This window comes from Thalassospiraceae bacterium LMO-SO8, assembly GCA_031655335.1.
GTDB lineage: Bacteria > Pseudomonadota > Alphaproteobacteria > Rhodospirillales > Casp-alpha2 > UBA1479.
On the sequence record CP134226.1, the window covers coordinates 2823185 to 2835028 of the forward strand.

Annotated in this window: 10 protein-coding genes; 8 read left to right on the plus strand and 2 right to left on the minus strand. The window is 64.7% G+C overall.

The window, feature by feature from the left end; translation table 11 throughout:
• The first annotated feature begins 113 nt into the window (after positions 1-113).
• The gene (locus RJ527_13480; protein ID WND75047.1) at positions 114-752 is read left to right on the plus strand and encodes a GNAT family N-acetyltransferase; all 639 of its coding nucleotides are present in this window, start codon (positions 114-116) and stop codon (positions 750-752) included.
• Here RJ527_13480 and RJ527_13485 read toward each other — a convergent pair.
• Positions 743-2530, minus strand: coding sequence for a long-chain fatty acid--CoA ligase (locus tag RJ527_13485; protein WND75048.1), 1788 nt, complete (start codon positions 2528-2530; stop codon positions 743-745). The genes RJ527_13480 and RJ527_13485 overlap by 10 nt on opposite strands.
• Positions 2531-2619: 89 nt before the next feature.
• Between RJ527_13485 and RJ527_13490 the strand changes: the two genes are divergently transcribed.
• The 6 genes from RJ527_13490 to RJ527_13515 all read left to right on the plus strand — a co-directional run bounded on the left by RJ527_13490 (position 2620) and on the right by RJ527_13515 (position 8751).
• Positions 2620-4455 carry a M3 family oligoendopeptidase gene (locus RJ527_13490; protein ID WND75049.1) on the plus strand — a complete coding sequence of 612 codons (1836 nt, stop codon included), beginning with the start codon at positions 2620-2622 and terminating at the stop codon, positions 4453-4455.
• 3 nt (positions 4456-4458) lie between these two features.
• Positions 4459-5271, plus strand: a complete 813-nt coding sequence (locus tag RJ527_13495) for an alpha/beta hydrolase (GenBank protein WND75050.1) — start codon at positions 4459-4461, stop codon at positions 5269-5271.
• The gene (locus RJ527_13500; protein WND75051.1) at positions 5264-6619 is read left to right on the plus strand and encodes an AarF/ABC1/UbiB kinase family protein; all 1356 of its coding nucleotides are present in this window, start codon (positions 5264-5266) and stop codon (positions 6617-6619) included. Before RJ527_13495 ends, RJ527_13500 begins: the two co-directional genes overlap by 8 nt.
• Positions 6620-6662: 43 nt before the next feature.
• Positions 6663-6986 carry a heavy metal-binding domain-containing protein gene (locus RJ527_13505; GenBank protein WND75052.1) on the plus strand — a complete coding sequence of 108 codons (324 nt, stop codon included), beginning with the start codon at positions 6663-6665 and terminating at the stop codon, positions 6984-6986.
• Between the two features lie 158 nt (positions 6987-7144).
• Entirely contained in the window at positions 7145-8356 is a 1212-nt protein-coding gene (locus RJ527_13510; GenBank protein WND75053.1) for a hypothetical protein, read from the plus strand.
• Positions 8356-8751 carry a RidA family protein gene (locus RJ527_13515; protein WND75054.1) on the plus strand — a complete coding sequence of 132 codons (396 nt, stop codon included), beginning with the start codon at positions 8356-8358 and terminating at the stop codon, positions 8749-8751. The genes RJ527_13510 and RJ527_13515 overlap by 1 nt, the downstream gene beginning before the upstream one ends.
• Positions 8752-8770: 19 nt before the next feature.
• On the opposite strand, the gene RJ527_13520 is transcribed toward RJ527_13515, so the two are convergent.
• Positions 8771-10372, minus strand: a complete 1602-nt coding sequence (locus RJ527_13520; GenBank protein WND75055.1) for a gamma-glutamyltransferase family protein — start codon at positions 10370-10372, stop codon at positions 8771-8773.
• 198 nt (positions 10373-10570) lie between these two features.
• On the opposite strand from RJ527_13520, the gene RJ527_13525 reads away from it, so the two are divergent.
• Positions 10571-11842 carry a Re/Si-specific NAD(P)(+) transhydrogenase subunit alpha gene (locus RJ527_13525; protein WND75056.1) on the plus strand — a complete coding sequence of 424 codons (1272 nt, stop codon included), beginning with the start codon at positions 10571-10573 and terminating at the stop codon, positions 11840-11842.
• Positions 11843-11844: the final 2 nt, after the last annotated feature.

The following is an 11844-nucleotide window of genomic DNA, read 5'->3' on the forward strand; positions in this document are numbered from 1 at the left end:
GCAGCATATCGTGCCCATATGATTACCTGTGCTCGCTCGAAAAGGAGTTTCAGGGGGAAGACGCTTTTGCCAATCGGGCTTTAATCGGCCCCGGCTGAAAAGGAAGACCTTCCATGGCCAACGACGTTAAGGATATCAAACCCGCCGGCATGGCCGTGTCCGTTCAGGATACGGTCGCGCCGCCCAGCTTTCGCAAGCTGACGGCGGCGGACGGAGATTTGCTCGCGGGCCACCTCAAGCGCCTCGAGCCCCATGACCGCCATTTGCGTTTCTGGGGCGGGGTCACCGACACCGCAATCGACGAATATTGCGCGCGGCTCGACTGGTCGGCCGCCGTGGTCGTCGGCGCCTTCATCGAGGGCGAACTGCGCGGCGTCGGCGAACTGGTGCGCGTGCGCCTGATGCCGCGGGTCATGGCCGAGGTCGCGTTCTCCGTCGAAGGCCCGTGGCAGAACGCGGGTGTCGGCACGGCGCTGCTGCGCCGGGTGCTGACCATCGCGCGCAACCGCTGCATCGACCGGGTGTACATGATGTGCCTCGTGGAGAACCGCAAGATGCAGAAGATCGCATCCAAGTTCGAGGCCGAATTGAGCTTCGACGAAGGCGAGGTCGAGGCCCGTATCCTGCCGGCCTGGCCGAGCTATTTCTCGCTCATGGAAGAAGCGGTCGATGACAGCCGGGCCTGGTTCCCGGCGATCTTCGATCCGGGGTCCCTGTGGCCGGGGCTGGCCATCCTGCCGGATCAGCCATAAAGACGTTCCAGGTGCGTCCCGTAGACCTGCCGGATCACGTGGCGGCGCACCTTGAGCGTCGGCGTCATCTGTTCGTTGTCGACGGTGAAGGGTTCGTCGGCGATGATGAAGCGGCGGACCTTTTCAATGTTGTTCAGCTTGCTGTTGATGCGGTCCATGGCGGCGGCCAGGGCCTTGTGCAGATCGGCGTCGCCGGCCAATTCCGACAGGCTGCCGGAAACGCCGTTGGCGACGGCCCAGTCCTTCAGCCAGTCGGCGTCGGGCACGACCAGCGCCACCAGATGCGGGCGTTTATCGCCGTAGACCATGGCCTGGGCGAATTCCGGCTCCAGGATGATGACGCCCTCGACCCGTTGAGGCGCGATGTTGTCGCCACCCGAATTGACGATGATGTCCTTCTTGCGGTCGGTGATGACGAGATAGCCGTCGTCGTCCAGATGGCCGACGTCGCCGGTGTGCAGCCAGCCGTCCTGGATCGCCTGCTGTGTCGCGGTTTCGTCGCGCCAGTAGCCCTGCATGATCAGGTCGCCCTGGACCAGGATCTCGCCGTCGTTGGCGATGCGGACGTAGGTGTTCTTGAGCGGCGGGCCGACGGTGTGCATCTTGACCTTCACGGGGCGGTTGACGCTGATCACCGGGGCCGATTCCGTCTGGCCGTAGCCTTGCAGGATGCGCAGCCCCAGCGCCGTGAAATAGATACCGACTTCCGGGTTCAGGGGGGCGCCGCCGGACACCAGCGCCTTCAACCGGCCGCCGAACCGCGCCTTGACCTTGGCGCGCACCAGCTTGTCCAGCACGGCGTCTTGAATGCGTTCAAAGAAATTCAGGCTGTCCGGGTCCTGGTATCGTTTGGTGCCAAGGGCCAGGGCCTTGCGGAACAGCTTTTCCTTCGTTCCCCCGGCGGCCTCGACGCCCCGTTCGATGCGCGCGCGCATGCTTTCATAGAGCCGAGGCACGGCGGTCATGATGGTCGGGCGGGCCTCGGCCATGTTGTTGACCAAGTGCTCGACACCTTCGGCGTAATAGATTTCGGCGCCGATCGACATGGGAAAAAACTGTCCGCCCGTATGCTCATAGGAATGGCTGAGCGGCAGGAACGACAGGAACACTTCGGACTCCAGGCCGATTTCGCGAAGCGCGTCCGTGGCACCCTCGACATTGTGCAGAATCGCCTTGTGCGACAGCATCACCCCTTTGGGTTTGCCGCCCGTGCCCGAGGTATAAATGATGCATGCAGTGTCATCGATGTCCCGGCTGTTGGCCGCAGCGACCATGTTGTCGTGGCCGTCATGGCCCTTGGCGAGCACGTCATCCCAAGTGTACAGGTCGAAGTTAAGAGACTGGGCGAGTTCGATTGGTTCCATGGAGATGACGAACTTGCAGACGTCCGCCCGATGGGCGGCCGGCAACAGGCGCTCGGCCAGGCGTTTTGTCGAGACAATGACGCCGACGGCGTCCGAATCCTCCAGGATGTGCAGATGGTCGGCTTCCGTGTTGGTGATGTAGGCGGGGGTGGTGATGGCGCCCGTGGTCATGATGGCGACGTCGGAAATCAGCCAGTTGGCCCGGTTTTCCGAGACCAGGACCACGCGGTCGCCCGGCTTCACGCCCAACGCCTGCAGCCCGCGCGCCAGGCGCGAGACCCGCGCCGCCGTGTCGCCCCAGCTCAGCGGCCAGTACGCGCCGCCCGACTTTTCCCACAGGAACGGCCGGTCGCCCAGTTCCGCCGCCTGGGCATAAAACATCGCAGCCAAGTTCGGCCATGCATAAGCGTTCATTTTCCCTCAGACTCCCCCCGGTTGTCGTTGACCCGCAACCACTCTATATCCAGGGAGAACTTTACGTATGCCCCGAAGGGATGCAAGTCATGACCGATATCCGCCGTTCAGATGTTTCAGCCCCCCGCAGCCCCGATACTGGCGCCGCCCCGGCGGAGTCCGTGGGCGATCTGCCGCGCTGGAACCTGGCGGACCTGTACAAAGGGCCCGATGATGCGGCGATCGAGACGGACCTGACCTGGGCAGAGGGCCGGGCGGCGGCCTTCGCCGATGCCTACAAGGGCCGTCTGGCCGCGCTTTCCGGCGACGATCTGGGCACGGCGGTTCAGGAGTACGAGGCCATTGGCGAGCGCCTGGGCCGGGTCATGAGCTTCGCCGGGCTGAAGTTCGCGGAGAACATGGAAGACGGCGCCAGTGCCAGGTTCCAGCAATCCATGCAGGAACGGGTCACGGATATCTCGACCCTGACCCTGTTTTTCACCCTGGAACTGAACCGCATCGACGACGCGCGCCTGGACGCGCAGATGGCGGAAAGCACGGCGCTTTCCCGCTATGCGCCCTGGTTGCACGACCTGCGCGCGTTCCGGCCTTATCAGCTGTCCGACGAACTGGAACAGGCGCTGCACGAACGACACGTCACGGGGGCGGCCGCCTGGAACCGCCTGTTCGAGGAAACCCTGGCCGGCCTGCGCTTTCCCGTCGACGGCGAGGACCTGACCTTGTCCGGCGCCCTCAACAAGCTGAGCGAACCCGACCGCGACGTGCGCAAGCGCGCCGCCAAGGCCGTGGGCAAGGGACTCGGCGACAACATCAAGCTGTTCTCCCTGACCTACAACACCCTGGTCAAGGACAAGGCCATCGACGACAAGTCGCGCGGCTATCCGCGGCCCGTGTCCTACCGCAATCTGGCCAACCAGGTCGAGGACGAGGTGGTGGACGCCCTGGTCACCGCCGTGCGCGAAAGCTTTCCCAAGCTGTCGCACCGCTATTACAAGCTGAAGGCCAAATGGTTCGGCGTCGATCAGATGGATTATTGGGACCGCAACGCGCCCCTGCCGACGGCCGCCGACCGCAAGTATTCCTGGAACGAGGCGCGGGATACGGTGCTGGGCGCCTACGGCGCCTTCAACCCGGATATGGCTGACATCGCCAAGCAATTCTTCGACAAGCGCTGGATCGACGCGCCGCCGACGGCGGGCAAGGATTCCGGGGCCTTCGCGCATCCGACGGTGCCGTCGGCCCATCCCTATATCCTGATGAACTACCACGGCCGCTCGCGCGACGTCATGACCCTGGCTCACGAACTGGGGCATGGCGTGCATCAGGTGCTGGCCGCACCACAAGGAAATTTACTGGCCGACACGCCCCTGACCCTGGCCGAGACGGCGTCCGTGTTCGGCGAGATGCTGACCTTCCGCGCCATGCTGGCGGGCGAAACCGACCCGGCGCGCCGCCGCGTCATGTTGGCGGGCAAGGTCGAGGACATGCTCAACACCGTTGTCCGCCAGATCGCCTTCCACATGTTCGAAACCAAGGTTCACGACGAACGGGCCAAAGGTGAGTTATCGCCGGAACGCCTGGGCGAAATCTGGATGGACGTGCAAACCGAAAGCCTCGGCCCGGCCTTCCGCTATGATGACGAATACCGGCACTATTGGGCCTATATCTCCCACTTCGTGCATGTGCCGTTCTATGTCTACGCCTATGCCTTCGGCGACTGTCTGGTGAATTCGCTCTACGACGTGTTCCAGGGCGGCCACCCGGGGTTCCAGGCCAAGTACCTGGACATGCTGCGGGCCGGCGGCACGCTGCGCCACAAGGAACTTTTGGCGCCCTTCGGGCTCGACGCGTCGGATCCCGATTTCTGGCACCGGGGCCTGTCCATGCTGTCCGGGTTCGTCGACGAGCTGGAACAGGAATTCTAAGGGATGACCAATGCGCCCGGCTCCGGCCAACGCGTGCTGCGTGCGGGGCCCGCACCCGAGGATTCCGACCACGCGCCTCTGGTCTTCATCCACGGCGCCTTCGCCGGGGCCTGGACCTGGGCGGAACATTTCCTGCCGTACTTCGGGGACCGGGGGTTTGCCTGCCTTGCGGTCAACCTGCCGGGGCGCAAGGGGATGCCCGATTACCCCCAATTGCATGACTTCGGCATCCAGGATTTCGTCGACGCCGTGTCCGAGGTCATCGACACCCTGCCGCGCCCGCCTGTCCTGATCGGCCATTCCATGGGCGGTTTCGTCGCCCAGCGGCTGGCCATGGAACGGGACGTCGCGGCGGCCGTTCTGATGTCGTCGGTGCCGCCCACGGGGCTGGCCGGGCCATCCGTGGCCCTGGCGCTGTCACGGCCCATGCTGGTCTGGGAAATTGCCCGCATCGAATCCACGGGCGAACCGCTGGACAGTCTCGAAACCCTGCATCAGTCGATCTTCAACAGTCATGTCCCGAAGGCCGTTTCCGAACGTTTGCTGCCCTGGTTCCAGATGGAAAGCCGGCGCGCAGTGATGGATCAGCACACGGTGTTCATGCCGCCCTTGATGGGCCTGCGCGGCATCCCGACCCTGGTGCTGGGGGCGGAGCATGACAACCTGATTCCACCCGCCTTCGTCTACGGCACGGCGGCTTTCCTGGGCACTCAGGCTCATATCTTCGACGGCATGGGCCATGCGGTGATGCTCGAAGACGACTGGGAAGTAGCCGCTGAAGCCATCGCCGATTGGTTGAGGGAATTGAATGTCTGATCGTCCGCCGTCGGACAAGAACACGGTCGCCGGGCGGGTCCGGCGCTATGCCCGGGTCGGCGGCACGGTCGGCGGCCTGGCGGCGAAACTGGCGGGTAACCGGCTGTTCGGCCTGGAACTGGACAAGGGCGTGCATGCCGCCGACCTGCAAGCGGCGCTGGGCGGGCTCAAGGGACCCTTGATGAAGGTCGCCCAGATTCTGGCCACGGTGCCGGACCTTTTGCCCGACGAATACGTCCACGAACTGCGCAAACTGCAAACCTCGGCACCGCCCATGGGCTGGGCCTTCGTGCGGCGGCGCCTGGCGTCGGAACTGGGGCCGGATTGGCAGACCCGGTTCGCGTCGTTCGAGCGTGAGGCCGCGGCGGCGGCGTCCCTGGGTCAGGTCCATCGGGCCAAATCTCATGACGGCCGCGACCTTGCCTGCAAGATCCAGTATCCCGACATGGCGTCCGCGGTGGAGGCGGACCTGTCGCAGCTTAAGGCCGTGTTCGCCCTCTACCGCCGCTACGACCGGGCCATCGACCCGACGCAGATCCATCTGGAACTGAAGGAGCGGCTGCGCGAGGAATTGGATTACGGGCGCGAGGCCCGCAACATGGCGCTTTACCGGGCCATGCTGGCGGACGAGACCGGGGTGCATGTGCCCGACGTCCTGGACGACCTGTCCACCGACCGGCTGTTGACCATGACCTGGCTGACGGGTGATCCCCTGATGGATCAGATCGACGGCAGCCTGGAACACCGCAACGCCATCGCGCTCAACATGTTCCGCGCCTGGTATGTGCCGTTCTATTTCTTCGGCGTGATCCACGGCGATCCGCACCTGGGCAACTATTCGGTGCGCCCGGACGCCACGGTGAACCTGCTGGATTTCGGCTGCATCCGCGTGTTCCGCCCGGAATTCGTGGGCGCGGTGATCGACCTGTACCGGGCGCTCAGCACCGACGACGAGGCCCTGGCCGTGCACGCCTACGAGACCTGGGGGTTCGCAAACCCGTCCAAGGAAATGATCGCCGTGTTGAACGAATGGGCGCGGTTTCTCTACGGCCCGTTGCTGAGCGACCGGGTGCAGAGCATCCAGGATACGGGCGGCACGGCTTACGGCGCCGGCATCGCCGCCAGCGTGCACAAGAAATTGCGCGACCTGGGCGGCGTCACCCCGCCCCGGGAATTCGTGCTGATGGACCGGGCGGCCATCGGGCTGGGCAGCGTGTTCACGCATCTTAGGGCGGAAATCAACTGGCACCGGATGTTCCACGACCTGATCGACGACTTCGATCTGGACCGCCTGAAGGCCCGCCAGACCGAATCGCTTGCACAAGCCGGTGTGCCGCCGGTTTACTAGAAACCAACAGTCGGCCGAGACAGCAAAGGGAAGGAAAAAACCGATGATCATCACCACCACCGATTCCGTCGAGGGCCGCCAGGTCGCCGCCTATCTGGGCGTCGTGTCCGGCGATGCGGTCATGGGCACGAACATCTTCAAGGATTTCTTCGCGGGCATCCGCGACATCGTCGGCGGCCGTTCCGGCGCCTATGAAAAGGAACTGCAAAAGGCCAAGGGCTTCGCGCTTGAGGACATGCAGGCGCGGGCGGCGGAACTGGGTGCTGACGCGATTGTCGCGGTCGATCTGGACTACGAAGCCATCTCGTCGGACAAGTCCTGCATGCTGATGGTCAGCGCCAACGGCACGGCGGTAAAGCTCGCTTAAGTAAATTCGCGGATACTCATCCAAGTAAATTCAATGACTTGTGCGGCGAGGGGGCCCATCGTTACACTACCTGCGCCCGGACTGGCCGGGCACCTGGGGTTTACCTGCGTATTTCGTGCGGCACCCGGCCGTAAGGTTCGGCCGGGAAGGATCGATTGATGAACGACAGCATTCACGGCACGGACGGATTCAGTCCGCCGGTTCTCGACCGGGCATCGCTTGCCGAACTGTCGGCCGCCGCCCGCAATCACGTCGAGGAACTGGACAAGGAATTGCACCGCCTGTGGGGGCTGGGCCGCAACATCGTCCTGGCCTGGACACCGGCGGGCAAGGGCATCCGCGTGCTGGTCATCCCGCACTACATCCTGGGTGAAATGGCGGCCCGCACGGCGGGCGAGGCGGCGGACAGCCTGCAATTCGTGGACGAGGTGATCGCCGGCAATACGTTGACCGACGAGGAAGGCTTCGACACCATCGCCAAATACTTCGGCTACGAGCCCAAGCGGGTCGAACTCAGCTTCACCCCCGGCGAGGATCTGGCCGACGACCTGCTTGAGGCGGTCGTCCGCCGCTACAGCATTTCCTATATCCAGAACGGCGCTGTTGCGTTGTTCGACATCGTCGGCTTTTCGCTGTTTTCGCCGTTGGAACAGGTGACGCAGTTGAACAGTCTGGCCTATTCCGTCAACGCGTCGTTCTCCAAGATGCTGGCCCGCAACCTGGATATCCAGTTCGCGCGCTCGACCACCGGCGACGGTTTTTACATCTGGAACCGTGACCGCAGCATCGAATCAAACGTCAACCTGTACCACCTGATGCATCTGGTGCTGGCCGACAACGCCATCGCGCGCTCCAAGGGCAAGGCCAACACCACGCCGCGCCTGCGGGCCGCGTTCCACGTCGGCCCCCATTACGAATTCTTCCAGTCCGAAGGGCTGCGCCCGACGGTTTACAGCTACATCGTCGGCGACGTGACCATCGAGTTGGCGCGCATGATCGACCAGGCCCTGCCGGGACAGATCGTGGTCGGTGATTTCCGCGTCGACATGCGCGAGAACGACACGGGCGAGGTCAAGCGCATCGGCACTTCGGAATTCATCGAACGCACGCGCCAATCGCTGTCGAATCTGGAAGGCATGGTGCTGTCCGGCGAGAACGTGGAATCGATCCAGTGCTACCTGACCGGCGAACGTCTGGATTCAGGCCAGTTCGGGGTCAAGCGCTACATCCTGCGCGACAAGCACGGCCTCTCGCGCAAGGTCTACAACGCCAAGGTCAACATCTACCGCTCCGGCGGCGGGCCGATCTATCTCGGCTTTCAGACCGGCGATCTGGGCGGCTTCGTTTTCGAGTCCGAGGAATACGTGTGATGGCCGGGCCGCTTTTTCATTTCTTCGACCGCGCCGCCACGCCGGTCGCCCCCTTCAGTCATGCCGTGGAATGCGACGGCTGGGTGCAACTGACCGGCCAGATGCCGACGGACCCCGACGACGACACGGCGCCGCTGCCCGACGGGATCGAGGCCCAGACCCGGCGCGTCATGGACAACCTGATCATCGTGCTCGGCGAACTGGGGCTGGACCTTTCCCACGTTCTTTCCTGCCGCATCTACCTGACCCGGTTCGAGCAGGACTACGAGACCATGAACGCGACCTACAAATCCTACTTCCCGGCGGACCGCCTGCCGGCCCGCACCACCGTCGGCGTCACCGGCCTGGCGCGCGGCGCGCTGGTCGAGATCGACATGGTGGCGAAGCGGCCGTAATGCGGGTGACGCGCAGAGGCTAAAACGCCGCCACTGAGCCGTCCGAACGCGGATCGGCGGCGCCTTCCAGCAGGCCCGAGGGATGGCGCACGATGGCGCCCGCATGGCCCATGAACTCCTCGAACGGCCCCACGACCTCCAGGTCGTGGCCAGCGGCCTTCAGCGCGTCGAGTACCGCTGGATCGAAACGATTTTCGATGCGCAGGTTCGTGGTCTCCGCCCCCCAGGTCCGTCCCAAAAGCCAACGCGGTGCCGTCACCGCTGCCTGCAGGTCCATGCCATGCAGAACGTGGCGCGCGAACACCATGGCCTGGGTCTGGGGCTGGCCCTCGCCGCCCATGGTGCCGTAGACCATGGTGCGGCCGTCGGCGAGCCTTCCCATGGCCGGCTGGATGGTGTGGAACGGCCGGCGGTGGGGCTTCAGAGTATTGAGTGCCTTGGGATCGAGGGAGAACGAGGTGCCCCGGTTCTGCCAGGTGATGCCCGTCTCCTCCAGCACCGTGCCGGAGCCGAATTCCCAATAGAGGCTTTGGATCATCGACACCGCCCGGCCTTCGCCGTCGATGCAGCCGAACCACACCGTATCGCCGTTGGGGTCGGCGTCGGGCCAGGGCGCGGCCTTCTTGCGGTCGATGTTGCCAGCCATGGCGTCCAGGCTGTCCGCCTTCAGGAAATCCTTCGGGTCGGCGGCCATGTAGGCCGGGTCGGTGACGTATTTGTCGCGCACGCGGAAGGCCTGCTTGGTCGCCTCGACCAGGCCGTGCACGAAATCGAAGCCTTCGGATTGATCGACCTTCAGGCGTTCGTACAAGGCGAGGATGATGAGCGACGCCAAGCCCTGGGTCGGCGGCGGCATGTTGTAGATGGTATGCGGGCCGCAGGCGACGGACAGCGGCGCGAGTTCCAGCGCCTTGTGGCGTTCCAGGTCGGCGAGGGCAATCGGGCTGCCGGCCTTCTCCAGGTCGGCGGCGATGACCTGGGCGAGCGGGCCGCGGTAGAAACTGTCGAGGCCCTCGGTGCCCAGACGCTTCAGGGTTTCGGCCAGGGCCGGGAGTTTCAGCGTGTCGCCGATGTTGGGCGCGGTATGGCCGATGCCGCCCGGCAGAAAGGTCTCGGCGAAGCCGGGCACGCCGGTCATCTGGTCCTTCTTGGCGACCGTATTATGGTGCAGCGACGGCGTCACCGGCGCGCCGTGCTCGGCATAATGGCGGGCGTCTTCCAGCAGGCGGTCCAGCGGCAGTTTGCCGCCCCAGGTCGCCGAGATGCGCAGTGCCTCGGCCCAGCCGGACACGGCCCCGGCGACGGTCAGGGCGGCGAGGGGCCCGCGCTGCGGGATGGCGTCACCGTGCCCTGCCTTGGCGTAAAACCCGGCGTCCGCCGCACCGGCGGCGGCGCCGCAGGCGTCGATGCCCACGGGCGGTTGTCCCGGTTGGGCGACCAGCCAGAAATTGTCACCGCCCAGGCCGTTCATATGGGGATAGACCACGGCGATGGTGGCGGCGGTGGCGACCATGGCCTCGATGGCGTTGCCGCCGTCCTGCAACACGCGCAACCCTGCCTGGGATGCCAGATGATGGGGGGCGGTGACCATGCCGCGCCGGGCGGTCGGGGTGAAGATCATGGGAGGCCTTTCATCAACCTGGCGGAAATCGGGACGCTTTTAGCATCTATTCCATAATGCGGAATGATTTCCATGTGATTTTCATTTCATGAAAAAGCTTTCCGACGCAGGATTTAAAGGCTGTGCGATACTTGTGCAAGCACGGTAGACACGTCATATACCGATGCTTGCAAGACCAAGGGCTAGGGGACCAGAGCCATGAAGATCGTAATTCCCAAGGAAACCCGGGCCGGAGAAACCCGCGTCGCCGCGTCGCCTCAGGTGATTCAGAAGCTGGTCGCCCTGGGCTATGACGTCGCCGTCGAGAAGGGCGCCGGCGAGGGGGCCAGCGTTTCCGACGACGTGTTCAAGGCCGCGGGCGCCTCGATCGCCACCGGCGCCGCCGTGAAAACCGCCGACATCGTGCTGATGGTCAATCCGCCGGCCACGTCCGGCGCCGACGCGCTGCCGGCCCAGATGAAGAAGGGCGCCGTGCTGATCTCGCAACTGGCGGCCCTGACCTCGCCCGACGATGTCGCCGCCTATGCCAAGGCCGGAATCACCACCTTCGCCATGGAACTGGTGCCCCGGATTTCCCGCGCGCAGTCCATGGACGTGCTGTCGTCCCAGGCCAACCTAGCCGGCTACCGCGCCATTCTGGAGGCTGCCGCCGAATACGGGCGCGGCATCCCGATGATGATGACAGCGGCGGGCACCGTGCCGCCGGCCAAGGCCTTCATCATGGGAGTCGGCGTCGCCGGCCTGCAGGCCATCGCCACGGCCAAGCGTCTGGGCGCCGTCGTCACCGCGACGGACGTGCGTCCCGCGACCAAGGAGCAGGTCGAAAGCCTGGGCGGCAAGTTCCTGGTCGTCGATCCGGAAATGGAAAAGGACGCGCAGACCGAAGGCGGTTACGCCAAGGAAATGCCCAAGGAATATTACGACAAGCAGAAGCAGGTCGTCGCCGAGCACATCAAGAAGCAGGACATCGTCGTGACCACGGCGTTGATCCCGGGCCGCCCGGCGCCCAGGCTGATCACCAAGGAGATGGTCGCCAGCATGCAGGCCGGGGCGGTGATCGTCGATCTGGCGGTCGAAGCCGGCGGCAACTGCGAGCTGTCGGAACCGGGCAAGACCATCACCACGCCGAACGGGGTGAAGATCGTCGGCCTCTACAATCTGCCGGGCCGCCTAGCGCAGACCGCGTCGGACCTTTACGCCAAGAACCTGCTGAATTTCCTGACGCCGCTGACGGACAAGGAAAAGACCGGCACGCTGGCCATCGACTGGGACGACGAAATCGTCAAGGGCTGCTGCGTCACGCGCGACGGCGCGGTCGTGAACACGCGGGTCAAGGAGGCCATGGGCGCCAAGGCCCCGGCCGAAAAGAAGGCGCCGGCCAAGAAGGCCGCCGCCAAGAAACCTGCCGACAAGCCCGCTGAGACTTCCGACGGCGAAGGTGACGACGCCGCCAAGGACAAGGGGAACTGACG